Raw genomic sequence first — 26,711 nt, 5'->3', positions numbered from 1 at the left:
TTTCGTCCTCTGGATGCGGTCCTTGCGTGCAACTACCGCATTCAGAGGACGAAACGCGGGAGGTCAGAGGGGGGCGAAGTCTTCGGTGACCGTGATGTCGTCCGAAGTGATCAGCGCGACGGCGGCCCGGTAGCCCTCGGTCGCCTTCAGGTCCGCGAGCCGGGTCCGGTCCGGGTCGAGGGCCTCGTGGGTCGACCGGACCAGCCTCGCCTGCTCGTCGTAGCCGGAGAACGTGATGCTCTGCAGCGGGATCTTGAGGCCCTTCCCGGTGGCCTTCATGACCGCTTCCTTGCGCGTCCAGTAGGTGAAGAACGCCGTCGCGCGCCGCTCGTCGGAGAGCCCGGAGATCGCGGCCAGCTCGGCCGGGGTCAGCGCGTACTCCATGAGCGAGTCCTCGGCCCGTCTGGTGGCCGTCTCGACGTCGAGGCCGACCGGGGTCCCCGCGGTGGCCGCGACGCCGATGAGGTCGCCGGAATGCGAGATCGACAGCATCAGGGGCGCGCCGGGGACCTTGGGCCGCCCGTGCGGTTTGCCGCAGTCTTCGCAGGTCGCGTCGAAGCTCACGGCCTCGACGGCCAGGCCCAGCCGCTCGGCGGCGACGGTCTTCGCCAGCACCCGGCCGGTCAGGAACCGGCGTTTGTCGATGTCCTGGCGGTAGTTCGCGTACCGGGCCTGTTCCAGCTCGTCGAGCAGGGCCAGGAACCGGGGTTCAGCGGGCAGGGGCTCCGACCAGCGGACCGCGCATTCGATCACGTCTCCTTCTTACCCGATTCCGCCGTCGCCTCACTGGCGTTTTCGTCGAGCAGGGTCGCTTCGTCGAACGGTGACTCGCCGTTCAGCGTACGGTCGAGCTGCTCCCGGTCGATCTCGTTGGTCCAGGTGCCGATCAGCACGGTCGCGACGGCGTTGCCCGCGAAGTTCGTCAGCGCGCGGGCCTCGGACATGAACCGGTCGATGCCGACGATGAACCCGACGCCGTCGACCAGCTCCGGCCGGTGCGACGACAGCCCGCCCGCCAGCGTCGCGAGCCCCGCGCCGGTGACCCCGGCCGCACCCTTCGACGCGATGATCATGAACACCAGCAACGAGATCTGCTCGCCGATGGTCAGCGGTTTGTCGAGCGCGTCCGCGATGAAGATGGACGCCATCGTCAGGTAGATCGCGGTGCCGTCGAGGTTGAACGAGTACCCGGTCGGCACGGTGATGCCGACGACCGGTTTGGAGACGCCGGCGTGCTCCATCTTCGCGATCAGCCGCGGCAGCGCCGATTCGGACGACGACGTCGACAGGATCAGCAGGAACTCGCGGCCGAGGTATTTCAGCAGCTTGAAGATGTTGACCCTGGCGAACACGCCGATGATCAGCCCGAGCACCACGAACACGAACAACCCGCAGGTGAGGTAGAAGCCGAGCATGATCACCGCGAGGCTCTGCAGTGCCTTCCAGCCGGTCTCGCCGACGACGGCGGCGATCGCGCCGAACGCGCCGACCGGGGCCGCCCACATGATCATCGCCAGGATCCGGAACACGAGCCGCTGGATGTGCTCGATGCCGCGGCGGATCGGCTCGCCCTTGGTGCCCAGTTTCTGCAGCGCGAACCCGGCGAGCAGCGCGACCAGCAGCGTCTGCAGCACCTCGCCCTCGGTGAACGCCGAGACCAGCGTCTTCGGGATGATCCCGAGCAGGAACTCGACGGTGCCCTCGCTCTTGGCGATCTGGTCCTGTCCCTTTTCGGCGATCTCGGGCGTCAGGTGCAGGCCGGTGCCGGGCTGCAGGAGGTTGCCCACGACCAGGCCGATGACCAGCGCGACCGTCGACATGATCAGGAAGTAGCCGATCGCGAGCCCGCCGACGCGGCCGACCTTCGCGGCCTTCGCCACCGAGCCGACGCCGAGCGCGATCGTGCAGAAGATGATCGGCGAGATCATCATCTTGATCAGGTTCACGAACCCGGTCCCGAGCGGCTTCAGTTCCTTGCCGAGGGCCGGGAACAGGATGCCGACCGCGATGCCGAGCCCCACCGCCACGATGACGGCTATGTACAGGTAGTGGGTGCGATCCCGCTTCGTCGCGGGTGCTGCCGTGCTCATGGGTGCCCTTCGACGAGACGGGAACAGGTTGCGAAAACTTATGACAACTCCTCGGCTAACGACAACCGAAGCGGTACGCTGAACTAAGCGAGCGCTTAGTCACTGTCGAACAGGAGCGGGCTGACCATGGATTTCTCTCTGAGCGTCGAGGAACGCGAGGTGCGCGACTGGGTCCGCACGTTCGTCCAGCGCGACCTCATGCCGCGTGAGCAGGAGGTGCTGCGCCGCGAACGCGCCGGTCAGCCCGGCCTGACCGCCGACGAGCTGCGCGAGCTGCAGCTGAAGGCCAAGGAGTCCGGGTTCTGGGGTGTGCAGACGCCGGAGGAATACGGCGGCATGGGCCTGTCCGCGGTGATGACCGCGCTGCTGGAGGCCGAACTCGGCCGCACGTTCGTGCCGTTCCGCTTCGGCGGCGCCGCGGACAACATCCTCTACTACGCCAACGACGAGCAGAAGGAGCGCTACCTGCTCCCGACGATCTCCGGCGAGCGCAAATCGTGTTTCGCGATCACCGAACCCGGTGCGGGATCGGACGCCAAGGCCATCCGGACCTCCGCCCGCAAGGACGGCACCGACTGGGTCATCAACGGCGAGAAGACCTTCATCACCGGCGGTAACGAGGCCGACTTCGTGATGGTCTTCGCGATCACCGATCCGGAGAAGGGCGCGAACGGCGGCGTCACCTGCTTCCTCGTCGACCGTGACGCGGGCTGGAAGTCCGAATACATCGACACCATGGGCGAATGGGGCCCGGCGGCGCTGGTCTTCGAGGACGTCCGCGTGCCGGAGACGCAGATCCTCGGCGAGCTCGGCCACGGGTTCGACCTGGCCATGCAGTGGATCGGGGCGGGCCGCTACCTGCTGCCCGCCCGCGCCATCGGCTCCTGCGAGCGGCTGATCTCGATGGCCATCGAGCACGCCAACACGCGGGAGACGTTCGGGCAGAAGATCGCCGAGCGCCAGGCCATCCAGTGGATGATCGCGGATTCCGGCACCGAGCTCGAGGCGCTGCGCTGGCTGGTGCTGCACGCCGCCTGGCAGGTCGACCAGAAGCTGGACTCGCGGCACGCGCAGTCGATGGCGAAGCTGTACGGCGGGGTGAAGGCGAACGAGATCGTCGACCGCGTCCTGCAGATCCACGGCGGAATGGGCTACACGCGGGAACTGCCGGTCGAGCGGTGGTACCGCGAACTGCGGCTGCTGCGGATCTACGAGGGCACCGACGAGATCCAGCGCCGGACCATCGCGCGCAACCTGCTCAAGGGGCACGTCAAGGTCGGCGGCACGCTGGGCTGACGCTCGCCCGTGCAATGAACGGGCCGTTCCTCGCAGATTTCGCAAGGAACGGCCCGTTCATCGCGTCGGCCCTAGTCTTCTTCCTTCTGGTTCCGCATCGCGATCGGGACCCCGGCCAGGTCCTCCTCGTTGCAGAGCAGTTTCACGTCGTAGTAGGGCGAACCCTTGCGGTCGTCATAGTCGAGATGGACGGCCAGCACATCGACCGGTTCCCCGAGCCACTCCTGAGCCTGGCGTAGCCATGTCGCGCACCGTTCGAGCGCCGTGGGCAGGTCGTCGTCGCGGAAGCCCACCGGGCGGTAGGGGACGTCCTGCACCTGATCACGGGGGTTCGAAGGCACCGGCAACGCCGGCGAGAGACCCGAGTCGTCCAGTTCGAGTTGGATCGTTTGCTCAGTCACCCTTCGAGCGTCCCCCAGAGAAGCCGTCTGAGCAAGGCGTACAGACCTAAAGTCGCCGCTAAACGGGCACTCGCCACACTCCTGAGACCACTTCACGGCAGTTTTGCAACGCTGTGACGTCCAACTGCCGATCGCAGGCGAGCGCCCGGAGCGCCAATCCGGCGTAATGGGCGGCCAGCTGATCCAGGGTGAGCGGCCCCTTCGGCGAATACCAGCGCGCGACCCCGCTGCACATCTCCACCAGCGCGAGCCGGGTGACCGACGGCTGATCGCTGTGGAAGACGCCGGCCGCGACACCGTCTTCGATGGCGTCCGCCCACAGCTTTTCGTAGGCGTCGCGCAGGCCCACCACTCCCGCCCTGGCGCCGGGGGTGAGCGCATGGACCTCGTTGTCGACCACTCGGGTGTCATCCGGCTGGATGGCGTGCGCGAGCACGTGCAGCGCCACCAGGGATCCGAGCCGTGACACGGGATCGGTGAGCCCGGCGGTCGCCTGCTCGGCCGCGTCGAGCAGGCGCCGCAGCGACTCGTTCATGATGGCGACCAGCAGATCCTCTTTGGTGCCCATGTAGTGGTACAGGCTGGCGGACGACAGCTCCGCCTCCTGGGCCAGATCCCGGATGCCGGTGCCGTGGAACCCCTTGGCGGCGAACAGTTTCACCGCCGCCTGGCGGACCCTTTCCCGGGTGTTCACGACCCGAGGTTCTTTTTCCCGCCGAGGGTCCATGTTCAGAGCCATGTCTCGGTGGTCCTGTCCCAAGAACCGGCGCGGAGGTCTTCCGCCTTCTTGAGCTCGCCCTTCGCGACCCGTTCCGACGGTGTCATCGGCAGTTCCGTGACGATGGTCCAGAACCGGGGGACCTTGAAGTAGGCCAGCTTCGCCGAACAGAACTCCGCCAGCTCGGCCGGTTCGCACCGGTGTCCCTCGTTCTCGTCGAGGACGAGGTACGCCTTGACCTCTTCGCCGCGGATGTCGTCCGGCACCGCGATGACGGCGGCGAGCTTGACCGCGGGATGCAGCTGCAGTGCCCGCTCGACCTCGTCGGCGGAGATGTTCTCCCCGCTGCGGCGGATCATGTCCTTGGTGCGGCCCACGTAGTACACGCGGCCTTGGTCGTCCATTGTGGCCAGGTCGCCGGTGTGGAACCAGCCGCCGTCGAAGGCGCGCCTGGTCGCTTCGGGATCGTCGTGGTAGCCGTGCATCAGGCCGACCCCACGGATCAGCAGCTCGCCGGTTTCCCCGCGCGGCAGCGGTTTCCCGTCCGCGCCCGCGATCATCACCTCGCGGGTGGGCGCCGGCCTGCCGAGGCAGCCGGTGCCGACGGTCTCCTCATGATCCGCCGGGTACATCCGGATGTCGCCGCCGGTCTCGGTCATGCCGAAGGCCTCGAACCACGGTGCGCCCCAGCGTGCTTCGAGCGCGGCGTGCAGGTCACGCGGGATGGCCGAAGCGCAGATCGCGCGGACCTGGTGTGCCTTGTCGAGCTCGCTTTCCGGCTGGCGCAGCAGAAGGGTGGGCATCAGGCCGAGGCAGTAGAACCAGGTGACCCCGTGTTCGCGGATCTTCTCCCAGAACGTCGACGGGTGGAAGCGGTCGAGTACCACCAGGGTCGCGCCGCCCGCGAGCCCCAGCGCCACGTTCCACTGTGGATCGATGTAGTGGAACGGTTGCGCGGTCAGGATGACGTCGTCCGCGCCGACCGCCGGGAAGTCGGTGGCCAGGCTGATCGCCAGTGTCGTCCAATACCTGTTCGGCAACACGCAGCCCTTGGGCGCGCCCGTGGTGCCCGAGGTGTACTGGATGTTGACCGGGCGTTCGCCTTCGCTCGCGAACTCCGGGATATTTCCCGAGCCGGTGAGTTCGCCGGGCGTGAGCACCCGTTCCAGCGAGGTCTCCGGCGCGATCTTGTTCAGCAGCTCCAGGAATTCCTCGGCGGCGACGGCGAACCGGGCGCCGGAATGGCGCAGCACGTGGGCGCCGTCGAACTCGCGGTATCCGGTGTTGACCGGGACGAGCACCCCGCCGATCTTGGCCAAGGCCAGCCACAGCAACGGGAATTCGGGCTGGTTGCGCAGCATCACCGCGACCCGGTCGCCCGGTGTCACGCCGAGGTCGAGCAGCGCGCGGGCGTACTCCGTGCTGCGCGCGTCGACGTCGGCGAAGGTGAGGCTTTCCCCGGTGGCGTCGAAGATCCACGCCGTCTTGTCCGGCCAGAGCGCGGCGGCCCTCGTGGTCAGGCCGACGAGAGTGTCGATGCCGGCGAGCGAGGTCATGACCGGCTCCGGAAGGCCTCGGACGAAGCGGCGACCTCGGCGGAGTGTTCGGTGATCAGCGCGTGGCTGACTTCGAGTTCGAGCGCGGCTTCGAGCGAGCTGTCGATGCCGGAATCGAGGGCGCGTTTGGCCATCGTGGCCGCGGCGGCGGGGTGGGAGGCGATCTTGGCCGCCCACGCGAGCGCGGTGTCCATCAGGTCGTCGGCGGGTACGGCGGCGTTGACCAGGCCGAGTTCGTACGCCTCGGTGCCGCTCACGCGTTCACCCAGCAGGAGGAGTTCCTTGGCTTTCAGGGGGCCGACCAGCAGCGGCAGCAACCGCGACGCCGCCCCCGTGACGCTCAGGCCGAGGGAGACCTCGGGGAAGGCGAACACCGCGTCTTCGGCGGCGAGGATCAGGTCGCAGCCCATCGCGAACTCGGCACCCGCGCCGATCGCGTAACCGTGGACGGCGGCGATGACGGGCTGGCGGAGGCCGCGAAGGCGGCGCGTCACGTCCTGTAGCCGGTCGAGCCGCGGGCGTGAATCACCCTCAGGGGTGGGCTCTTTGAGGTCGTGACCCGCGCAGAACGCGCGCCCGCGACCGGCGAGCACGACGGCGCGCGCGTCCGACTTGGCGGCCGCGTCGAGCGCCTCCAACAGGTCGTCGACCAGTTCGGCGACCACCGCGTTCAGCCGTTCGGGGCGGTTCAGCCAGATCACAGCGATTCCGTCGTCGAGTGCGTAGTCCACGGTGCTCATGACGCCGAGCCTAGACGACCGATCGATCGATCGATAGAGTCGAAATCATGCGGGTCGACACGGTCTACGAGAACGCCCGATTCCTCACTGGAACGGGGGAATCCGTAGCGCTTGCCGCGCTGAACGGACGGATTGTGGCGTTAGGTCACGATGCGGCCGCGCTTTCCGCAAAACGCCGCGTGGATCTCGGCGGCTCGGTGGTGGTACCCGGCTTCCACGACGCGCACAACCACATGGCCTGGTTCGGCATGGCGCTCGACGACGTCGCCCTTTCGGACTGCCGCAGCGTCGACGAGGTGTACGACGCCGTCGCACGGCGCGCGGCCGAGACCCCGCCGGGCGGCTGGATCATCGGCAGCGGCTACGACCAGAACAAGCTCGTGGGCGGTCATCCGACGAGGCAGGGTCTCGACCGGGCCGCCCCCGGGCACCTCGTGCGGCTCAAGCACACGTCCGGGCATATGACCGTGGTCAACTCCGCGGTGCTGGAGCGACTGGACCTGGGCAACGTGCCCGTCGGCGGTGACGTCGTCCGCGACGAGGACGGTTCGCCGACCGGGCTGCTGCGGGAACAGGCCCAGCTCATGCTGCGGCCGCTGACCTATCCGACGCCGGTCGAGCGGGTCGTCCGCGGGCTGGACCGGGCGAGCGAGCGCTACCTGGCCGAGGGCATCACGAGCGTCCAGGAGGCCGGGATCGGCGGGGGTCTCGTGGGGGAGACCCCCGCCGAACTGGCCGCGTACCAGCTGGCGCGCGAACGCGGGGTGCTGCGGGTGCGGAGCACGGTGATGGTCGCGGCGAGCGTGCTCCACGACCTCGATGCGGGGGCCGGCTTCGGCTTGGACCTGGGGATGCGCACCGGCTTCGGCGACGAATGGCTGCGGATCGGCGCGATGAAGCTGTTCGCCGACGGCTCGCTGATCGGCCGCACCTGCGCGATGCACGAGCCGTTCGCCGGCGAAACGGACAACGTCGGCTACTTCCAGGTGCCCGAGGACGAGATCGCGCGGACGATCGCCGCCGCGCACAAGGCGGGCTGGCAGATCGCGACGCACGCCATCGGCGACCGCGCGATCACCGTCGTCCTCGACGCCTACGAAGCCGCGCTGAAGGCCGATCCGCGTCCCGGCCACCGGCACCGCATCGAGCACTGCGCGGTGCTGCGGCCCGAAGAGCTGAAGAGGCTGGCGTCCCTGGGGTTGATCGCCTCGCCGCAGGGCCGGTTCGTCAACGAGATCGGCGACGGGATGCGGGCCGCCCTCGGCCCCGAGCGCGAGCCGTGGTGCTACCGGCTCAAGAGCCTGCTGGACGCGGGATGCGTGCTGCCCGCCAGCTCGGACCGCCCGGTCGTCGAGGGCGCGCCGCTGCTCGCGCTGGCCGACATGGTGCGGCGGAAGACCGCGTCCGGGATCGTGCTGGGTCCCGATGAGCGGCTCACCCCCGCCGAAGCCCTGCGCGCGTACACCTACGGATCCGCGTACGCCGCTTTCGCGGAGAAGGACCTGGGCACGCTGGAGGTCGGCAAGCTCGCGGACTTCGCCGCCCTCTCGGCCGATCCGACCGACGAGTCCACTTTGGATTCGATCCACGTCGTCGCCACCGCGGTCGGCGGCGACATCGTCTACGAACGGAGCTGAGACCCATGCCGGTGCGGGACGCGGTCGCGGACGACATCGAGGAGATCTGCGCGCTCATCGAGGAGCACGCCGTCTACGAGGACAAACACGATCTGAAGCTCGACAGGCAGGAGATGGCCGGGTTCCTCTTCGGGCCCGATCCGAAGGCCTGGGTGCTGCTGGCCACCCCGCCGGACGAGCCGGGCAAGGTCGCCGGCTTCGCCTTCTGCAGCTGGAACTTCTCCACCTGGGAGGCCCGGCCGGGGATCTGGCTCGACGACCTCTTCGTACGCCCTGAGCACCGGCGTTTCGGCCTCGGACGCGAGCTGCTCGAAGAGCTGAGCGCGCGGACCCCCGGCCGGGTCGAATGGGACATGCAGGAGGGCAACGAGAAGGGCGAGGCGTTCTACTCCCAGCTCGGCGCCGAACCCGTCCCCGGCTGGATCCGGTACCGCTGGCGGCCGCACGCTGGGTGATCCGCGACCGGGCGGCAAGCCGTAAACTCGCAGTCATGGGTGAAGGGGCAAGTCGCAGGTCGTCGTCCGTGGAGGACTACGTCCGGGTGATCTACGGGCTGGTGGAGCGCGGCGAGGCCGTCACCAACACGTCGCTGGCCGGACGGCTGGAGGTCAGCCCGTCGTCGGCGTCCGGCATGGTCACCAAACTGTCCCAGCTGGGGCTGGTCGCGCACGTCCCGTACCGCGGCATCGAGCTGACCACGGAGGGCAGGCTGCTGGCCCGCTCGGTGCTCCGCCGCCACCGGCTGATCGAGACCTACCTGGTCTCCGAGCTCGGCTACACCTGGGACGAGGTGCACTCGGAGGCGGACGCGCTCGAACACGCGGTGTCGGACCGGCTCGTCGAGCGGATCGCGGCGAAGCTCGGCAACCCGATGCGCGACCCGCACGGCGACCCCATCCCCGCCCCCGACGGCAGCGTCGAGGAGATGCCGATGCGCATCCTCGACGACCTCCCGCCCGGCGCGGTCGGCGAGATCGTCCGCGTCTGGGACACCGATCCGGAACTCCTGCGCTACCTGACCGAGCATTCGATCGGCCTCGGCGAACGGATCGAGGTCGTCGAGCGCCAGCCGTTCGGCGGCCCCATGGTGGTCAAGGTCGGCTCGCCGCCCGACGCGGCCACGCACGCGATCGGCAAGGAGATCGCGCAAGCCCTGTCGGTCGCCCTGCGCTGAATCGTGTCCACTGTGGACCGGTATCGGCCGGGGTGGGAATTTTCCTACGTCTCTGCATAATTACGTCACCCGCCTGCCGCGCCGATAGGTGATCTAAGGCCCTTCCGATCATGTGTCCCCCCGCCTAGGCTGCGCATTTCCGGGTGGCTAGCGAGCGTGCGAAGGCGATGAAGATGACCGGTCAGCGGACACACACCATCGACCGGGGGGTGGCGGAAGGACGTGAACTCAGGCGGCTTTTGGAGACCGGGCCGTTCGCGGACGCCCTCAGGGCGGCGATCAGGGCGAGGGGCCTCGGGCTCGATCGGATCCGGTACCGGCTGAGAGGGCGGGGGTGTTCGGTCAGCCTCGCGACCCTGAGCCATTGGCAGTCGGGGCGTTGCCGTCCCGAACGGCCGGAATCCCTGCTGGTGCTCAAGAATCTCGAGGAGGTCCTCGGGGTGCCGCCGGAGTCGCTGTCGCGGCTTCTCGGGCCGCCGCGCGGGCGGGCGGCCCGGTGTACGGTGCCCGGCGAGGGCCTCGTGATGCCGAGAGGCCGGGACACTTAGGGAGCGCGAGTGCGGGCGGTCGTCTTCGAGGAGTTCGGGGTGCTGCCCGAGGTACGCGAGGTGCCGGATCCGGTCGCGCCGCCGGGCGGGGTGGTGATCGCCGTCGAGGCGACCGGGGTGTGCCGCAGCGACTGGCACTCCTGGCAGGGGCACGACACGTCGGTGAAACTGCCGCACGTCGCCGGGCACGAACTCGCCGGCCGGATCGCGTCGCTCGGCGAGGGCGTCCGTGGCTGGTCGGCGGGTGACCGGGTGACCGTGCCGTTCGTCTGCGCGTGCGGCACCTGTGCCCAGTGCGCCGCCGGTGACCAGCAGATCTGCGACCGCGAGTTCCAGCCGGGCGCGACCCACTGGGGCTCGTTCGCCGAGTACGTGGCCATCGAAAACGCCGAGGTCAACCTCGTCGCGCTCCCGGACTCCCTGTCCGCGGCCGAGGCGGCGGCGCTGGGTTGCCGGTTCGGGACGGCGTTCCGGGCCGTGCTGCGCCAGGGCGGGGTCCGGCCGGGTCAGTGGGTCGCGGTCTACGGCTGCGGTGGCGTCGGCGTCTCGTCGATCCTGCTGGCCGTCGCGGCCGGAGCGTCCGTCGTCGCCGTCGACCCGTCCCCGCACGCCAGGGCGCTGGCTTCGCGGATGGGCGCCGCTTCGGTCGTCGATCCCTCGGCGTTCGACGGGCATGAGGCGGTCTCAGCGCGCGTCCGGGAGCTGACCGGCGGCGGCGCGCACGTCTCGCTCGACTGCCTCGGCTCGCCGACCACCTGCGCCGCCTCGATCGGGAGCCTCCGCAAACGCGGACGGCACGTCCAGGCCGGTCTGATGCCGCCCGCGCAGGGCATCGCGCCGATCCCGATGCACCGGGTGATCGGCGGGGAACTGGAGATCGTCGGCATCCACGGCCTGCAGGCGCACGAGTACCCCGAGATGCTGCGGGTGGTGGAGACGGCCGGGATCGACCTCGAAGGCATGATCGGCAAGCGGGTCGGCCTCGACGACGTCCCCGCGGTGCTCGCGGAGATGAACGATCCGGTGCCCGCGCGGGCCGGGGTGACCGTGGTCGAATTCGCACAGTGACCGGGTGAACGCACTGCGGTCAACCGGCCGATCGGAGTAGTCCGAAAGGTGGTTTCCGCGGCCGCTTTGTGGCAGCTTGCTTGGCCGTGACAGTCATGGATGCCCCGGTGGGGCCACGATTCGGCCGTCGCGTGCTGCGCTGGTTCACCACCGCCGGTGTCCTGGTGCGGGGCCACCGGATCATCGGCGCGCGCCCTGGCAGACTCGACGTGTGGACGCGCTGATCCCTCGCCCGCGGACCGAAGTCGCGCCCGGCGCGGTGCATGTTCCGGACTGGCTCGACCTCGACGGGCAACGACGCCTGGTCGAAGCCTGCCGCGGCTGGCGCGGTTACCGGCGGACGCGGCTGCCGAACGGCGGCGTCATGTCGGTGCGGACGGTCTGTCTCGGCTGGCATTGGCATCCGTACCGGTACGCGAAGGTGACCGACGACGGCTCTCCGGTGCTTCCTTTTCCTTCGTGGCTGGGGGACCTGGGGCGACAGGCGGTTTCGGCCGCTTACGGTCCGACGCCGTACGAGCCGGACATCGCGCTGGTGAACTTCTACGACTCCGCCGCGAAAATGGGGCAGCATCAGGACAAGGACGAGGCTTCGCTGGAGCCCGTGGTGTCGTTGAGTCTCGGGGACGCCTGCGTCTTCCGGTTCGGGAACACGACCGATCGCGGGCGGCCCTACACGGATGTGGATCTGCGCTCGGGGGATCTGTTCGTGTTCGGCGGGGAGTCGCGGCTGGCCTTCCACGGGGTGCCCCGGGTGCTGCCGGGGACGGCCGATCCGGCGCTGGGGCTGGTGGGGCGGTTGAACATCACCTTGCGGGTTTCCGGCCTCGTGAGTGGTAAGGACGGTTAGTGGAGCCGGCTGTGGCCGGGCTTGCGAAAGCCACTTTCGCAACGTCTGATGCCCCGAAAGTGGCTTTCGCGACATGATCGCCAGCACCTCCACGGACCGTGAGCCGGAAGCCGGTGGGTAGCCAAGACACCCTTGGTCAGAACCGTCCTTACCGCTCATGAGAGGCGGAACCGCACCCGCTACCCCGGCCGCACCTGCGCGGCCAGATCCAGATCCGCTTCCTCCGCCACCGCCATCACCGGATGTTCGGCCAGGGTTTCGGCAAAGTCGTCTATTCACTGGTCAACTGGGCGACGGAGGGGTTCGTCATGGTGGCCTCGGCTGTCCAAAGAGGACACTTATCGAGATAATCGTGCCCGATTTGGTCGTTTTTCCGAGGGGTCGTGAGTGGTAAAGAGCGTTAGAACCCTCTTTGCCACTCACGACCCAGTCGTGAACCGTGCGTATAAGCATGAAACGGACATTCTCCTGTCATCTGGTGTCCTTTATGGACATAGTCCGTTCAAGCCTCCTGGCACCGACCGGCGCTTATGCGACTTTGCCGGGGCCCTGACCTTGACGGTAGGGAAGGAGGCCTTCACTACCCCTCCGGCTTGCCTCATTGGCGAGCTGAATGGTCGTGGTGCGTGTCGTTTGCCTTACCACTCACGAGAGGCGGAAGAGCACCCGCTGCCCCGGCCGCACCTGCGCGGCCAGATCCAGATCCGCTTCCTCCACCACCGCGATCACCGGATAGCCCCCGGTCACCGGGTGGTCGGCCAGGAACAGGATCGGCTGCCCCGAGGGAGGTACCTGCAACGCTCCCGGCACGGCGGCCTCGGGCGGCAATTCGCCACCACGCGCCCGCGCCAGCGCGGGGCCGTCCAGTCGCACGCCCACCCGGTCGACGTCGGCGGTGGCGACGTAACCCGTGGAGACCAAAGTGGACAGTGCTTCGGGAACGAACCACGAAGCCCGCGGCCCCGGAGTCACGCGCAGGACCGGGACGTCCGGCAAGGGCGCGCGAGGAGCGAGATCCACCCCGGGATGGGGCAGAACTCGTTGTCCCACCGGCAAGGTCATCCCGGCCGAGAGCGCGGGCGGTCCGATTTTGCCCAGTGTGTCGGTCGCCCGCGCACCCAGCACCGCGGGGACGTCGACGCCGCCGCGCACGGCGACATAGCAACGCAAACCGTGGGAAGCCATCCCGAGGACGAGTTCCTCGCCGGGGCCGACCGGGATCGGCGAGCCGGGGCCGAAAGCCCGTGTGCCGACGGTGATCGGGCACGGCGCGCCGGTGACGGCGACGGTCGCCGGAGCCGAGAACCGGAGGGCGAGGCCGCCCAGGACGCATTCCAGGGCCGCGTGGCTCTCGGGATTGCCGACCAGCCGGTTCGCCAGCCGCAGCGAACCGCGGTCGGCGGCGCCGGACCGGCCGACGCCGATCGCGGCCAGCCCCGGCCGCCCGAGGTCCTGCACGGTGGTGAAAACGCCGGACCGGAGCACTTCGATCTTCGCGGTCATGAAGTGAACCGGATCCTGGTGCCCGGTGCCAGCAGGTTCGGCGGCTGCCGTTCGACGTCCCACACGGGCAGCGTGGTGCGCCCGATCAGGTGCCAGCCGCCGGGGGAGGCGTTCGGGTACACCGCCGTGTACTCGCCCGCGATCGCGACCGAGCCGGCGGGCACCCGGGTGCGCGGGCTCGTCCGGCGCGGCAGGTGCAGCGCGGGATCGAGCCCGGTCAGATAGGCGAAACCCGGGGCGAAGCCGCAGAACGCCGAGACGTAGGTCCCGTCCTCGTGCCGCCGCACGACGGCTTCCGCGGACATGCCGGACGCGGCCGCGACGTCGGCCAGGTCCGGACCGTCGTAGTGCACCGGCACGACGATCTCGGCGGCCTCACGCGGTTCGGTGTCCACTGTGGACCGATGGAGGACGTCCTCGGCGAGCCGGTCGTGGTGGGTGCGGCCGGGGTCGAACCGGATGAGCAGGGTCCGCGCGGCCGGGACCAGTTCGAGGACGCCGTCCGGCGGATCCTGCTCCAGTGACGCGTGCAGCCCGAGCGCCTCCGACGGATCGTCGAAGTCGACCATGGCCGCACGCGCCCCATAGGGCAGCACTCGCATCATGCGACCTCGATGAACGATCCGATGTGGACACCGGACGCGTCGAGTCCCGCGCGGATCCGGCGCGCCAGTTCGACGGCACCGGGGGTATCGCCGTGCACGCACAACGAATGCGGCTGGAGCGCCAGCTCGGTCCCGTCGTCGGCGACGACCTTGCCGCTGGTCGCCATCGTGACCGCCCGGGAGGCGACCTCGTCGGCGTCGTGGAGTACGGCACCCGGCAGTTTCCGGGAGACGAGAAGGCCTTCGGAGGTGTACGCGCGGTCCGCGAACGCCTCGGCGTACGCGGGGAACCCGGCCTTTTCCGCCTGCTTGGCCATTTCCGATCCCGGCGGGCACAGCAGCGCGAGTCCGGGACGGAACCGCCGGATCGCCTCGACCACGGCGGCCGCCTGCTCCGGATCGACCGCCGCCGTGTTGTACAGCGCCCCGTGCGGTTTCACGTACCGCACGCTCGTTCCCGCCGCGCGGGCGAACGCGTCGAGCGCGCCGATCTGGTAGAGCACGTCGTCGGCCAGATCGGCGGGCGCGACGTCCATCGCCCGCCGCCCGAAGCCCGCCAGATCGCGGTAGGCGACGTGGGCGCCGATGACGACGCCGCGCTCCGCCGCGCGTTCGCAGACCCGCCGCATCACCGACGGGTCGCCGGCGTGGAAGCCGCAGGCGACGTTCGCGCTGGTGACGATGTCGAGCATGGCGTCGTCGTCGCCCATCTTCCAGGCGCCGAAACCTTCGCCCAGGTCACTGTTGAGATCCATCAGGCCACCCTGAACTCACTGTCGAGTTTGTCGGTCACGAACATGTAGCCGGGCGCGTGCGTGATCGCGAACGGCGGCCGCGAGGCCATCAACGCCGCCTGCGGGGTCACGCCGCACGCCCAGAACACCGGCACGTCGCCGGGGGCCGCGTCGACCGGGTCGCCGAAATCGGGTTTGCCGAGATCGGCGATGCCGAGCGCGGCGGGGTCGCCGATGTGCACCGGCGCACCGTGCACGGCCGGCATCCCGCGGGTGACGCGCACGGCGTCGTCGATGCGGCATTCGGGGATCTGCCGCATCGAGACCACCATCGGCCCGTGCAGCCGTCCGGCCGGGACGCATTCGCGGTTCGTCACGTACATCGCCACGTTGCGGCCCTGCTCGACGTGCCGCAGCGGGATGCCCTCCGCGGCCAGTGCCGATTCGAAGGTGAAACTGCAGCCGATCGAGAACGTGACCATGTCGCTGCGCCACAACCCGGTCGCGTCCGCGAGCTCGCCCGCCAGCGCGCCGTTCTGCCAGACGCGGTAGCGCGGCAGGTCGGTGCGCAGATCCGCGCCGGACGCCAGCCGGGTCGACGGATCGCCGGGATCGCTGACGTCGAGCACCGGACAGGGCTGCGGGTTCCGCTGGCAGAACAGCAGGACGTCGTAGGCCCAGTCCTCGGGGACGGCGATCAGGTTGGTCTGGGTGAAGCCGTTCGCCCAGCCGGTGGTCGGGCGGGCCGTGCCCGCGCGGAACAGGGCGCGGGCCTCGGCGGGGGACAACGTCGCCGGGTCGTCGAAGGTGGTCATCGCGGTGCCTCCTCTTCCGATTGTGGTCACAGCAGTTCGCGGCCGCGAGTCTCGGGCAGGCCGAGCAGCGCCAGCACGGCGATCCCGTAGCCGACCGCGCCGAACACCATCGCGCCGCCCGCGCCGAGGAAACCGACCACGGCGGGGAACGTCGCGCCGATGGCCCGGCCGAGGTTGTAGGTGAAACCCTGCCCGGTCCCGCGCAGCGCCGACGGGTACAGCTCCGCGAGGAAGGCGCCGAACCCGCTGAAGATCGCGGACATCGAGAACCCGAGCGGGAAGCCGAGGAACAGCACGAGCGTGTTCGCGCCCGCCGGGATCTGCGTGTAGGCGACGATGAGGCCCGCCGACAGCACCGAGAACAACAGGAAAGTCTTCTTGCGGCCCAGGAGATCCGTGAGGTAGCCGCCGGTGACGTACCCGATGAAGGCGCCGGAGATCAGGAACGCGAGATAGCCGCCGGTGCCGATGACGGTGAGGCCGCGGGTGGTCTTCAGGTAACTCGGCAGCCAGGTCGCGAGCGTGTAGTAACCGCCCTGGACACCGGTGGCGAGCAGCGCGGCGAAGAACGTCGTGCGCAGCAGGTCTGGCTTGAAGATCCCCGCCAGCGAACCGCGTTCCTTCTTCGTGGCGCGGGCCGCTTCGGCGACGGGCGCGTCCTGGACGTTGCGGCGGACCCACAGCACCAGCAGCGCCGGGATGACGCCGGTCCAGAACATGACGCGCCACGCGACGTCCGGGCTCCAGATGCTGAAGACCACCGTGTAGACGACGACGGACAGCGCCCAGCCGACCGCCCACGCGCTCTGCACGAAGGCGACGGTCCGGCCGCGGTACTTCGCCTGCGAGTACTCCGCCACCAGCGCGGCGCCGGCGGCCCATTCGCCACCGAAGCCCAGGCCCTGCAGGGCGCGGAAGATCAGAAGCGTCTCGAAGTTCGGCGCGAACCCGCAGAGCACGGTGAAGACCGTGTACATCGCGATGGTGATCTGGAGGGTGCGGACCCGGCCGATGCGGTCGGCCAGGACGCCCGCGCCGATCCCGCCGATCGCCGAGACCACCAGCGTCGTGGTGCCGAGCAGACCCGCCTCGCCGCCGGAGAGGCCGTAGTAGGCGGTGATCGCGGCCAGGCCCAGCGGGAGGGTCTGGTAGTCGAACGAGTCGAGCCCGTATCCGCCGAACGCGCCGACGAAGGCCCGGCGGCCTCGCGAACCGAGCGTGCGGAACCAGGCGAAGGGGCGTGTGTCTTCGGTAGTGGCTGTCGCGTCCATCGGCACCTCCAGAGGTGGATCCCATCGTGGCACGGGTCACATGGGAAGCCACTGTAGGTATTGTTCAACAATTCCACAAGAGGATCCTTGGCTGGGCCTCTTGTAGCCGGTTAGGATCGGTCACGTGACGATCGCGGAGGGTGGTCCTGCCTCGGTTCAAGGACTCGAAGCGGATCGCGGCATGGTGAGCCGCACCAGTACGGCGGAAAGGGTGGCGGGCGTCCTCCGCACGCGCATCGCGGAAGGGTTCTTCCTGCCCGGCGTCCGGCTCTCGGAGCACGACATCGGCTCGGCGCTCGGCGTCTCCCGCAACACGCTGCGCGAGGCGTTCCGGCTGCTGACGCACGAACGCCTGCTGACCCACGAGCTCAACCGCGGCGTTTTCGTGCGGGTGCTGCCCGTCGAGGACGTCGTCGACCTCTACAAGGTGCGCAAGGTCGTCGAGTGTTCGGCGGTGCGGGCGGTGACGGAGAAGCCGCCGACGTTCGCGAAGCTCGCGCGACTGGTCGAGGACGGCAAGCTCGCCGAACGGAGTGAGCGCTGGCAGGACCTCGGCACCGCGAACATCCGGTTCCATTCGGCGCTCGCCGCACTGAGCGGCAGCGAGCGGATCGACGAGCTGATGCGCGGCATCCTGGCCGAGCTGCGGCTGGTGTTCCACATGATGGCCGACCCGCGGCGCTTCCACGAGCCGTACCTCAAGCGCAACGCGGAGATCCTCGAACGCCTCGAGGCCGGCGACGGCCTCGGCGCCGAGAAGCTCCTCGCGCAGTACCTCACCGACGCCGAAAACCAGCTCGTCGAGGCCTACGCCGAGCGCTCCCCCTGACGCGTTTCGTCCTCTGAATGCGGTAGTTCGACCACGAACCACCGCATTCAGAGGACGAAACGCGTGGGGGTGCTAGGGGGTGACCCACTTCTGGTTCGCGCCACCGCCGCAGGTCCAGATCTGGAGTCTGGTCCCGTTCGCCGAGCTGTTCCCGGTGGCGTCCAGGCATTTGTTCGCCTGCGGGTTCACGATGTCGCGCGCGCCGCTGATCGCCCATTTCTGCGCGCCGGTTCCGTTGCAGTCCCACAGTTGCACGGCCGTGCCGTCCGCGGTCCCGCCGCCGGAGACGTCCATGCACTTGCCGAGCGCGCGGAGCGTGCCGTCGCCGCCGACGGTCCAGTTCTGCGCGGCGTTCCCGTTGCAGTCGGTGATCTGGATCGGGGTGCCGTTGGCGGTGTTCGCCCCGGCGACGTCGACGCATTTGCCGCCGATACCGGTGATCCGCCCGGTCCGGCCGGCGGTGTCGCTGGAGTTGACGTGCACGTAGTCGACCACGAGCCGCTGCGGGAAGACGGTGCTGGAGTTCGGGTCACCCGGCCAGTAGCCGCCGACGGCGAGGTTCAGGATCAGGTAGAAGGGATGGTCGAACACCCACCGGTTGCCGTTGAGATCGGCGGGAGTGCGGGTCTGGTAAAGGTTTCCGTCCACGTACCACTTGATCTGGTTCGGCGCCCAATCGACGGCGTAGGTGTGGAAGTCGTCGGAGAAGTTCGGGCCGTTGTAGGCCGCGCCGATGCCGCCCGCGCCGGAGTAACCGGGGCCGTGGAGGGTGCCGTGCACCGTGTTCGGCTCGAAGCCGACGTTCTCCATGATGTCGATCTCGCCGCTGTTGGGCCAGCCCACGTTGCCGATGTCGGCGCCGAGCATCCAGAACGCGGGCCACATCCCTTGTCCGCGCGGCAGTTTCATCCGGGCTTCGAACCGGCCGTAGGTCTGGGTGAACTGGCCCTGTGTGGACAGCCGCGCCGAGGTGTACTCGCAGCGCCCGTACCAGCAGTTGTAGTTGCCCGGGTTCTCCTTCTTCGCGGTGATGACCAGATTGCCCTGGCCGTCGAGCGCCGCGTTGTTCGTCCCGGACGTGTACCACTGCCGCTCGTGGTTGTTCACGTTGTCGCCGGTCTCGAAATGCCACTTCGAGGTGTCGATGCCCGCGCCGGCGGGTCCGTTGAAGTCGTCGGTGAAGGTCGCGGCCATGACCGCGGCCTCGGCGGGCGGGGTCTGCGTGGTGGCCGGGAGTGAGCCGAGGAGAACGCCGGCGGCGAGGTACGCCGCCCAGCGGAAGCGGGAGGAGATGGACATCGTTGTCGCCTCTCTTCGCAGGCGGAAAATCACTTTGTTGTGCCTGACAACAAAGTATGCATGGTCTCAACCACTGCGACAAGACGTATTTTTCGACCTCGAATTAAGGTCAGGCGGCGGTACCCCGCTTCGATCCGGCCGTCCGCGGGTCCGCGCCCTGCTCCAGAAGGGCGGCGACCGGAAGGGTGGCGGCTCCTATGGCGACGGCGTCCGGCCCCAGCTGCCCGAGTTCGATCTCGGTCTGGTCGAACACGTGCGCCAGCGCGTGCTCGCTCGCCACGCGCCGGATCTCGGGGAGGTAGTGCTCGCCGAGCGCGAGTCCGGCCCAGCCGCCCAGCACGATCCGCTCCGGGTTGAACAGATTGATCAGATTGCCGATCCCGGCGCCGAGATAACCCGCGGTCTCTTCCAGCACCTTGGCCGCGGCCTTGGCCTTGCCCGCGGACTCCAGCAGGGCCGCGAACTGCGTCTGCTCGTCCTCGTCCGACGCCGTCTTTCCGCCGCGCGCCTTGCGATACCGGGCGAGGACGCCCTCCGCGCCGACGTAGGACTCCAGGCAGCCGCGTGCTCCGCAGCGGCATTCCTGCCCTCCGTAGACGATCGTCGTGTGGCCCCATTCACCCGCGCTGCTGGTGGAACCCCGGTACGTGGTGCCGTCGGTGACCACGGCCGCGCCGACGCCGGAGCCGATCAGCGCGATCACCGCGTGCCGGGCGCCACGACCCGCGCCGAACCACATTTCGCCCTGGCCCTGGGTTTTCGCGCCGTTGTCGACGAACAGCGGCAACTCGACACCCTCCGCGCGCAGGAGGTCGGTGAGTGGAACCTCTTTCCAGCCGATGGTGGGCGCGTGCACGCGGAGCGCCTCACCTTGCTGGACGGTGCCGGGCACGCCGACACCGACACCGAGCACGGTCGCCTCGTCGATCCCCGATTCCGCGATCACTTCCCGGAGTCCGGACGCCACCTGGGTGACCGCCGCTGCCGCGTCCGGGCGCCGGGAGGCGAGGGGATGCTCGACGGTGGCGAGCCGGTTCATGGTGAGGTCGAACAGCTCGACCTTCACCCCGGTCTCGCCGATGTCGACGCCCGCGACATGGCCGTACGCCGGGTCGACGCGGAGCAGGACGCGCGGCCTGCCGCCGTCGGATTCGACCAGGCCGGCCTCGACGATGAGGCGTTCTTCGCCGAGTTCGGCGGTCACGTTGCTGACGGTCGCGGCGCTCAAACCCGTCAGACCGCTCAATTCGTGGCGGCTGAGCGGGCCGTCGAAGTAGAGTTTCGACAGGAGGAGGGAACGGTTGTGCCGCCGCAGGTCACGGACGGTGGTGCGCTTGGCAGGCATGCGGATACCCATCTTATGGCGGCGGACCTTTCCAGGATGCCCCACGACCTTAGCCTCCGCCATGTATCAACTGGTGAAATAAGGCGGGAAGAGGGTCATGACGGGGGAGGACGAGCTCATCGGCTCCTTGCCGCCGGACTTCCGGTGGGGGGTCGGCAGCTCGGCGTACCAGATCGAAGGCGCGGTAGCCGAAGACGGACGAACACCGTCCATTTGGGACACCTGGGCCCAGTCGCCGTGGTCGGTCGACAACGGTGACACCGGTGAGATCGCCTGCGACCACTACCACCGGATGCCCGCCGACATCGCGCTGCTCAAGGAACTCGGCGTCGACACCTACCGGTTCTCCGTCTCCTGGCCCCGGGTTCAGCCGCGCGGACGCGGCGGCGTCAACCCCGCCGGGATCGCCTTCTACGACCGGCTGGTCGACGAACTGCTCAACACCGGCATCGATCCCTGGCTGACGCTGTACCACTGGGATCTGCCCCAGCACCTCGAAGACGCGGGCGGCTGGCCCGCGCGCGACACCGCCGTCCGGTTCGCCGATTACGCGATGCTCGTGTTCGAGCGGCTCGGCGATCGTGTCCGCCACTGGACCACGCTGAGCGAGCCGTGGTGCACGGCGATGCACGGGTACGTCCACGGCGTGATGGCGCCCGGCCGCCGGGACGCGAAGGCGGGGATGGCGGCGGCGCATCACCTGCTGCTCGGCCACGGTCTCGCCGTGCGGCGGATGCGGGAACTCGCGAAGCCCGGCACGAAGTTCGGCATCACGCTCAATCTGAGCACCGCCGACCCGGAAACACCCAGCGAGGCCGATCGCGAAGCCGCCCGCTTCGAGGACGGGCTCGGGACGCGGTTCTACCTCGACGCGCTCGTGCACGGCCGGTACCCGGAGGATGTCCTCGAGACCCTCGCGCGCCAGGGCATCCGCCTGCCGTCCGAGCCGTGGGATCCGTCGATCATCGCGGCACCGCTCGATTTCCTCGGCGTCGACTACTACTTCGGGACGCGGTACTCCGGCGTGGAGGAGAACGGGAACGCGGTGGAGCACTTCGGGTTGCCCGCGTTCCGCAAGGTCCCGTTCGGGGCGCCGTCGACGGCGCTGGGCTGGGAGATCCTGCCGCACAAGCTCACCGAACTGCTCGTCCGGATCGGCCGGGACTACCCGGGCTTGCCGCTGTACGTCACCGAAAACGGCGCCGCGTTCGCCGACGTCCCCGACGAGACGGGCTTCGTCCGCGACGACGACCGCGCCGCGTACCTGTCCGCGCATATCGCCGCCACGGCCGCCGCACGGCAGGCGGGCGCGGACGTGCGCGGCTACTTCGCATGGTCCTTTTTGGACAGTTTCGAATGGGCGTACGGCTACGCGAAACGGCTCGGCCTGGTCCGGGTCGATCGGGAGACGCAGGCGCGGACGATCAAGCAGAGCGGGCTGGCCTATCGCGACGTCGTCCACCGGGTCCGGGTGCGCGGCAGCCGGCGGTAGGGCCTGCTCCACCATCGAACCGGCGGCCCGCTCCATTCTTCCCGATGGCCCGGCGTTCTAGGTTCGGCAACGGAAAGTTGTTGCCGGTACTGGAAAACGTGGGGGGCAGTGATGACCGTCAGGCTAGAACGACGTGACCAGCCGGAGGCGGCGCCACGGAAACCGTGGTGGCGAAGGCCCTGGGTGGGGCCGATGGCCGTCATCGTCGTGGTGTTCCTGGCCTTTTCGATGCCGCCGTATCTGTCGCTGGACCCGTCGCAGTCGCGGGTGCCGCAGCCGCCGGGGTTCACCTCGCACTACTGGTTCCTCTCGGCGCACGTGCTGTTCGGCTCGATCGCGATGATCTCCGCGTTGCTGCAGATCTGGCCGTGGTTCCGGGCGAAGTATCCGGCGGTGCACCGGAAACTCGGCCGCGTGTACGTCTTCGCCGGGGTGCTCCCGGCCGGAGTGATGGCGCTGACCGTCGGCGCGCTGAGCCCGTTCGGCCCGACGACGCGGGTGGCCAACGTCGTGGCCGGGGTGCTGTGGCTGGCGTGCACGTTCGCCGGCTGGCGCGCGGCACGGCAGCGCCGGTTCGCCGACCACCGCCGCTGGATGGTCCGCAGTTTCGCGCTGACCATGTCGATCATCGTCAGCCGGGTGGTCGGGCCGATCGCGATGATCACGCTGGAACCGCTGATCCCGACCACGTTCGGCGGCAGCGGGCTGGCCTACCTGCAGTCGGTCTCGGCGATCACCGCCTGGTTGAGCCCGACGCTGGTCCTGCTCGCCACGCAATGGCACCTCGACCGGCGTCCGGCTAAGAAGAAGCCAGCGATCGCGCGATGATCGTGCGCTGCACTTCGGACGCGCCTTCGTAGATCCGCGGCGCCCGGACCTCGCGGTAGAGGTGTTCGAGCAGATGCCCTCGCCGCAGCGCCCGGGCGCCGTGGATCTGCACGGCCGCATCGACGACGTACTGCGCGGTCTCGGTGGCGAACAGTTTCGCCATCGCGGCCCGGCCGGCGAGGTTCCGCTCGCCCGCGTCGTACGCGGCGGCCGCGGCGTAGACGAGCAGGCGCGACGCTTCGGTGCGGGTCGCCATTTCGGCGAGGGTGTGCGCCACGGTCTGCTGTTTCAGCAGCGGCCCGCCGAACGCCACCCGGGTCCGGGCGTGGGCGACGGCGGCGTCGAGCGCGGCCTGCGCCATCCCGACGGCGAACGCGCCGACACTCGGCCGGAACAGGTCCAGCGTCCGCATCGCCACGCCGAAGCCGCGGTCCTGTTCGCCGAGCAGTTCGTCGCGTTCGACGCGGACGCCGTCGAAGACCAGGGTGCCGATGGGATGCGGGCTGACGAGGTCGAGATGCTCGCCCGTCAGCCCCGCGCGATCAGCCGGAACGACGAACGCGGAGACCCCGCGCGATCCCGCTTCCGGGGTGGTGCGGGCGAAAACGCTGTAGAAGTCGGCCTCGGGGGCGTTGGAGATCCACATCTTCTCGCCGGTGAGCCGCCAGCCGTCGCCGTCGGGCTCGGCGGCGAGCTCCAGCGCGGCCGCGTCCGAACCCGCGTTCGGTTCGGTGAGCGCGAAAGCGGCGACGGCGTCGCCCGCGGCGACGGCGGGAACCCACTTCGCGACCTGCGAGTCTTGGCCGGATTGCAGCACCGGGTACGTGCCCAAACCCTGTAGCGCCAACGCCGTCTCGGCCTCGGTGCTCTGGCTGGCCAGGGATTCCCGCAGGATGCAGAGATCCGTCGCGGCGGCCTCCCGGCTCGGGCTGCCGCCGTCGACCCCGGGGAAGAGCCGGGCGAGCAGGCCGAGCGCGCCCATTTCCTTGAGCAGCGGCCGGTTGACCGCGCCTTCGGTGCCGGATTCGGCCAGGGGGCGGAGCTTTTCGGCGCCCAGCCGCCGGACTTCTTCGGCGAAAGACTGCTGCTCGGGGCTCAGTGCGAAGGCGGTCATCGGTCGCTCCCAGGTCGCCAGCGGGCGTGCGCGGTGCCGGGTTCCCCCGAGCGCAGCAGTTCCAGCCGTGGTTTCGGCCCGTCGGTGCGGCCGCCCTGCGGTTTCCGGCTGCCCGCCGCGAACTGCTTCGGCCACGGCATCGGGTAGCCCTGCTCGGCGGCGGCGTGCAGTGTCCACTGTGGATCGTAAAGGTGGGTTCTGCCGAGGGCGCACAGATCCGCGCGGCCCGCGAGGATCAGCGAGTTGACGTCGTCGTAGGAGGAGATCGCGCCGACGGCGATCACCGCGACTCCGTACTCGCGCCCGATCTCGTTGCGGATCCGGTCGGCGTACGGCGTCTGGTAGCTGCGGCCGTACTCGGGCTTCTCCTCGCTGACGACCTGACCGGTCGACACGTCGATGCCGTCGGCGCCGTGCTCGGCGAACGCGCGGGCGATCTCGACGGCGTCGTCGACGTCGATTCCGCCGTCGTACCAGTCGGTCGCGGAGATGCGGACCGTCATCGGCCGCTCAGCAGGCCACGCGGCACGGACGGCGTCGAAGACTTCGAGCGGGAAGCGCAGCCTGTTCTCCAGTGAGCCGCCGTACTCGTCGGTGCGCCGGTTGGTCAGCGGGGACAGGAACGACGACAGCAGGTAGCCGTGCGCGCAGTGCAGTTCGAGGAGGTCGAATCCGGCGCGCGCGGCGGCGGCCGCGGCCTGCGCGAACTGATCGCGGATGCCGTCCAGCTCGGCCTTCGTGAGTTCGCGCGGGGTCTGGTTCGCTTCGCTGTACGGGATCGCGGACGGGGCGCAGATCTCCCAGTTGCCTTCGGGGAGCGGCTGGTCGATGCCGTCCCACATCAGTTTCGTGGAACCCTTGCGCCCGGAATGGCCGAGCTGGACCCCGATCCGCGCGGGCGAGTGCCCGTGGACGAAATCAGTGACCCGCTTCCACGCTCGCTCTTGTTCCTCGGTGTACAGACCGCCGCAACCCGGGGTGATCCGGCCGGTCTCGGAGACGCAGACCATCTCCGTCATCACCAGGCCGGCGCCGCCGAGCGCCTTGCTGCCCAGATGGACCAGGTGGAAGTCGGTCGGGACGCCGTCCTCGGAGGAGTACATGTCCATCGGCGAGACGACGACGCGGTTCGGCAGGTCCAGGTTCCCGATGCGGAACGGCTGGAACATCGGCGGCCGTACGTCGGTGTCCAAAGTGGACGCGAACCAGGTGTCCAGTTCCGCGGTGAACTCGGGATCGCGCAGCCGGAGGTTCTCGTAGGTGACACGGCGGCTGCGGGTGAGGATGTTGAACGCGAACTGCGCCGGATCCTGATGGGTGTACTGGCCCAGGTTCTCGAACCATTCGAGGCTCGCCTGCGCGGCACGCTGGGTCGAGGTGACGACCGGCCTTCGTTCCGCCTCGTAGGCCTGCAAGGCACTGTCCATATCGGACTGTTCGTGCAGGCAGGCGGCGAGTGCGAGGGCGTCCTCCATGGCGAGTTTCGTGCCGGAACCGATGGAGAAATGCGCGGTGTGCGCGGCGTCGCCGAGCAGGACGACGTTCTCGTGCCGCCAGCTCGCGCAGCGCACGGTGGCGAAGGCGGTCCACTTCGAGTTGTTGGCGAACACCTGGTGGTCGCCGAGGACGTCCGCGCACAGCTCGCGGATGAGCTCGATCGACTTCTCGTCGCTCTCGCCCGGCGTCAGTGAGGTCGCGGCGATCTCGCCGAACGCGCGCTGCCAGACGTCCTCGTGCAGTTCGAGGATGAACGTGCTCGCGGTGTCGCTGTACGGATAACCGTGGATCTGCATGATCCCGTGCGGGGTTTCCAGGACGTGGAACTTGAAGGCGTCGAAGACGAGATCCGTGCCGAGCCAGATGTACTTGCAGCGCCTGGTCTGGATGCTCGGCCGGAAGCTCTCGGAGAGGGCGTTGCGGGTCGGCGAGTTGACGCCGTCCGCCGCGACGACGAGGTCGTATTCGGCGCTCGCGTCGGCCGCGCTCGGCGCCTCGGTGCGGAACCGGACGTCGACGCCGAGCTCCGCGCACCGTTCCTGAAGGATGCCGAGCAGCCGTTTGCGGCTCATCGCGGCGAACCCGTGCCCACCGGAGGTGTGCACCGTGCCGCGGAAGTGGACGTCGATGTCGTCCCAGCGCGCGAACTCGCGGCGCATGGCCGCGTGGATCTCCGGATCGGCGTGCTCGATACCGCCGAGGGTCTCGTCGGAGAACACCACCCCGAACCCGAAGGTGTCGTCGGGCGCGTTGCGCTCCCAGACGGTGATCTCGTGATCGGGATGGAGCTGTTTCGCCAGCGTGGCGAAGTAGAGCCCCGCCGGGCCGCCGCCTAACACCGCGATACGCACGTCGGTCAGGGTATGTCGCGGTATGTACGACCGTCAACGATACGGGATATGCTGACCCGTATGGAGCGCATCAACCCGCCCGAGCTCGGCCGCCCCTCCGGCTTCTCGCACGCCGTCGCGGCGAGTGGCCGGTTCGTCTTCCTCGCCGGTCAGACGGCGTTGGACGCGGAGAACCGCATCGTCGGCGACGGTGTGGTCGAGCAGTTCGAACGCGCGCTGTCCAATCTGCTCGCCGCGTTGCGCGCGGCGGGCGGGAAGCCGTCGGACCTGTGCAGCGTGACCATCTACATCGTCGACATGGACGACTACCGGGCCCACGCGCGCGAGATCGGCGCGGTGTGGAAGCGGCTGGCCGGGAGCGAATACCCCGCGATGGCAGGGATCGGTGTCAGCCGGCTTTGGGACGTGGAAGCGCTGGTCGAGGTGCAGGGCTTCGCGGTCGTCTAAGGC

Annotated in this window: 26 protein-coding genes; 11 read left to right on the top strand and 15 right to left on the bottom strand. The window is 69.2% G+C overall.

Going from position 1 to position 26,711, the window contains the following annotated elements; genetic code table 11:
• Positions 1-63: 63 nt before the first annotated feature.
• The gene (locus ED92_RS39935) at positions 64-753 is read right to left on the bottom strand and encodes a 4'-phosphopantetheinyl transferase superfamily protein (protein ID WP_037347959.1); all 690 of its coding nucleotides are present in this window, start codon (positions 751-753) and stop codon (positions 64-66) included.
• Complete coding sequence (locus tag ED92_RS39930) at positions 750-2,090, bottom strand: cation:dicarboxylate symporter family transporter (RefSeq protein ID WP_037347958.1); 1,341 nt, start codon at positions 2,088-2,090, stop codon at positions 750-752. Before ED92_RS39930 ends, ED92_RS39935 begins: the two co-directional genes overlap by 4 nt.
• 126 nt (positions 2,091-2,216) lie before the next feature.
• On the opposite strand from ED92_RS39930, the gene ED92_RS39925 reads away from it, so the two are divergent.
• Entirely contained in the window at positions 2,217-3,386 is a 1,170-nt protein-coding gene (locus ED92_RS39925) for an acyl-CoA dehydrogenase family protein (protein WP_037347957.1), read from the top strand.
• 71 nt (positions 3,387-3,457) lie between these two features.
• On the opposite strand, the gene ED92_RS39920 is transcribed toward ED92_RS39925, so the two are convergent.
• From ED92_RS39920 to ED92_RS39905, 4 genes are read right to left on the bottom strand one after another with little or no spacing between them, the layout of a single operon-like run.
• A complete protein-coding gene (locus ED92_RS39920) occupies positions 3,458-3,787 on the bottom strand; it encodes a hypothetical protein (protein WP_007028628.1) in 330 nt (109 codons plus the stop codon).
• A gap of 58 nt (positions 3,788-3,845) precedes the next feature.
• Complete coding sequence (locus tag ED92_RS39915; RefSeq protein ID WP_037348090.1) at positions 3,846-4,481, bottom strand: TetR/AcrR family transcriptional regulator; 636 nt, start codon at positions 4,479-4,481, stop codon at positions 3,846-3,848.
• Positions 4,482-4,516: 35 nt separating this feature from the next.
• A complete protein-coding gene (locus ED92_RS39910; RefSeq protein WP_037347955.1) occupies positions 4,517-6,061 on the bottom strand; it encodes an ATP-dependent acyl-CoA ligase in 1,545 nt (514 codons plus the stop codon).
• Positions 6,058-6,801 (bottom strand): enoyl-CoA hydratase/isomerase family protein, encoded by a 744-nt coding sequence (locus tag ED92_RS39905; protein ID WP_037347954.1) that lies wholly within the window; start codon positions 6,799-6,801, stop codon positions 6,058-6,060. The genes ED92_RS39910 and ED92_RS39905 overlap by 4 nt, the downstream gene beginning before the upstream one ends.
• 47 nt (positions 6,802-6,848) lie before the next feature.
• On the opposite strand from ED92_RS39905, the gene ED92_RS39900 reads away from it, so the two are divergent.
• From ED92_RS39900 to ED92_RS39875, 6 genes are all read left to right on the top strand, one after another.
• Entirely contained in the window at positions 6,849-8,438 is a 1,590-nt protein-coding gene (locus ED92_RS39900) for an amidohydrolase (RefSeq protein ID WP_037347953.1), read from the top strand.
• A 5-nt stretch (positions 8,439-8,443) separates the two neighbouring features.
• Positions 8,444-8,893 carry a GNAT family N-acetyltransferase gene (locus ED92_RS39895; protein WP_037347952.1) on the top strand — a complete coding sequence of 150 codons (450 nt, stop codon included), beginning with the start codon at positions 8,444-8,446 and terminating at the stop codon, positions 8,891-8,893.
• 35 nt (positions 8,894-8,928) lie between these two features.
• Positions 8,929-9,612 (top strand): metal-dependent transcriptional regulator, encoded by a 684-nt coding sequence (locus ED92_RS39890; RefSeq protein ID WP_037347949.1) that lies wholly within the window; start codon positions 8,929-8,931, stop codon positions 9,610-9,612.
• Positions 9,613-9,779: 167 nt separating this feature from the next.
• The gene (locus ED92_RS39885) at positions 9,780-10,160 is read left to right on the top strand and encodes a transcriptional regulator (RefSeq protein ID WP_037347947.1); all 381 of its coding nucleotides are present in this window, start codon (positions 9,780-9,782) and stop codon (positions 10,158-10,160) included.
• Between the two features lie 9 nt (positions 10,161-10,169).
• Entirely contained in the window at positions 10,170-11,228 is a 1,059-nt protein-coding gene (locus ED92_RS39880) for a zinc-dependent alcohol dehydrogenase family protein (RefSeq protein WP_037347945.1), read from the top strand.
• Positions 11,229-11,439: 211 nt separating this feature from the next.
• Positions 11,440-12,078 (top strand): alpha-ketoglutarate-dependent dioxygenase AlkB, encoded by a 639-nt coding sequence (locus ED92_RS39875; RefSeq protein WP_037347943.1) that lies wholly within the window; start codon positions 11,440-11,442, stop codon positions 12,076-12,078.
• Between the two features lie 645 nt (positions 12,079-12,723).
• On the opposite strand, the gene ED92_RS39870 is transcribed toward ED92_RS39875, so the two are convergent.
• The 5 genes from ED92_RS39870 to ED92_RS39850 are packed head-to-tail and all read right to left on the bottom strand — an operon-like array spanning position 12,724 to position 17,006.
• Positions 12,724-13,581 (bottom strand): biotin-dependent carboxyltransferase family protein, encoded by an 858-nt coding sequence (locus ED92_RS39870; protein WP_037347942.1) that lies wholly within the window; start codon positions 13,579-13,581, stop codon positions 12,724-12,726.
• Positions 13,578-14,183: an allophanate hydrolase subunit 1 gene (locus ED92_RS39865; RefSeq protein ID WP_037348088.1), complete on the bottom strand. Its 606-nt coding sequence runs from the start codon at positions 14,181-14,183 to the stop codon at positions 13,578-13,580. The genes ED92_RS39870 and ED92_RS39865 overlap by 4 nt, the downstream gene beginning before the upstream one ends.
• On the bottom strand, positions 14,183-14,941 hold the full coding sequence (locus tag ED92_RS39860; RefSeq protein ID WP_037347939.1) for a LamB/YcsF family protein: 759 nt from the start codon (positions 14,939-14,941) through the stop codon (positions 14,183-14,185). Before ED92_RS39860 ends, ED92_RS39865 begins: the two co-directional genes overlap by 1 nt.
• Positions 14,941-15,735: a putative hydro-lyase gene (locus tag ED92_RS39855; protein ID WP_037347936.1), complete on the bottom strand. Its 795-nt coding sequence runs from the start codon at positions 15,733-15,735 to the stop codon at positions 14,941-14,943. The genes ED92_RS39860 and ED92_RS39855 overlap by 1 nt, the downstream gene beginning before the upstream one ends.
• Positions 15,736-15,761: 26 nt before the next feature.
• Positions 15,762-17,006, bottom strand: a complete 1,245-nt coding sequence (locus ED92_RS39850) for an MFS transporter (protein WP_037347934.1) — start codon at positions 17,004-17,006, stop codon at positions 15,762-15,764.
• A 181-nt stretch (positions 17,007-17,187) separates the two neighbouring features.
• On the opposite strand from ED92_RS39850, the gene ED92_RS39845 reads away from it, so the two are divergent.
• A complete protein-coding gene (locus ED92_RS39845) occupies positions 17,188-17,835 on the top strand; it encodes a GntR family transcriptional regulator (RefSeq protein ID WP_052121314.1) in 648 nt (215 codons plus the stop codon).
• A gap of 72 nt (positions 17,836-17,907) precedes the next feature.
• Here the strand turns inward: ED92_RS39845 and ED92_RS39840 are convergent, their stop codons facing one another.
• Positions 17,908-19,134 (bottom strand): glycoside hydrolase family 16 protein, encoded by a 1,227-nt coding sequence (locus ED92_RS39840; RefSeq protein ID WP_037347930.1) that lies wholly within the window; start codon positions 19,132-19,134, stop codon positions 17,908-17,910.
• A 109-nt stretch (positions 19,135-19,243) separates the two neighbouring features.
• Positions 19,244-20,491: an ROK family protein gene (locus ED92_RS39835; protein ID WP_081976083.1), complete on the bottom strand. Its 1,248-nt coding sequence runs from the start codon at positions 20,489-20,491 to the stop codon at positions 19,244-19,246.
• Positions 20,492-20,576: 85 nt separating this feature from the next.
• On the opposite strand from ED92_RS39835, the gene ED92_RS39830 reads away from it, so the two are divergent.
• Positions 20,577-21,971: a GH1 family beta-glucosidase gene (locus ED92_RS39830; protein WP_037347927.1), complete on the top strand. Its 1,395-nt coding sequence runs from the start codon at positions 20,577-20,579 to the stop codon at positions 21,969-21,971.
• A 192-nt stretch (positions 21,972-22,163) separates the two neighbouring features.
• A complete protein-coding gene (locus ED92_RS39825) occupies positions 22,164-22,799 on the top strand; it encodes a DUF2306 domain-containing protein (RefSeq protein ID WP_081976082.1) in 636 nt (211 codons plus the stop codon).
• Here the strand turns inward: ED92_RS39825 and ED92_RS39820 are convergent.
• Both ED92_RS39820 and ED92_RS39815 read right to left on the bottom strand, forming a co-directional pair.
• Positions 22,771-23,913 (bottom strand): acyl-CoA dehydrogenase family protein, encoded by a 1,143-nt coding sequence (locus ED92_RS39820; protein ID WP_037347924.1) that lies wholly within the window; start codon positions 23,911-23,913, stop codon positions 22,771-22,773. The genes ED92_RS39825 and ED92_RS39820 overlap by 29 nt on opposite strands.
• Positions 23,910-26,261 carry a bifunctional salicylyl-CoA 5-hydroxylase/oxidoreductase gene (locus ED92_RS39815; protein ID WP_037347923.1) on the bottom strand — a complete coding sequence of 784 codons (2,352 nt, stop codon included), beginning with the start codon at positions 26,259-26,261 and terminating at the stop codon, positions 23,910-23,912. Before ED92_RS39815 ends, ED92_RS39820 begins: the two co-directional genes overlap by 4 nt.
• A 48-nt stretch (positions 26,262-26,309) precedes the next feature.
• Between ED92_RS39815 and ED92_RS39810 the strand changes: the two genes are divergently transcribed.
• Positions 26,310-26,708 carry a RidA family protein gene (locus ED92_RS39810; protein WP_037347921.1) on the top strand — a complete coding sequence of 133 codons (399 nt, stop codon included), beginning with the start codon at positions 26,310-26,312 and terminating at the stop codon, positions 26,706-26,708.
• The last annotated feature ends 3 nt before the right edge of the window (positions 26,709-26,711 follow it).

Origin of the sequence: Amycolatopsis sp. MJM2582 (assembly GCF_000754115.1) — a bacterium.
Classification (GTDB): Bacteria; Actinomycetota; Actinomycetes; order Mycobacteriales; family Pseudonocardiaceae; genus Amycolatopsis; species Amycolatopsis japonica.
This window is presented reverse-complemented; position numbering and strand designations above follow the sequence as displayed.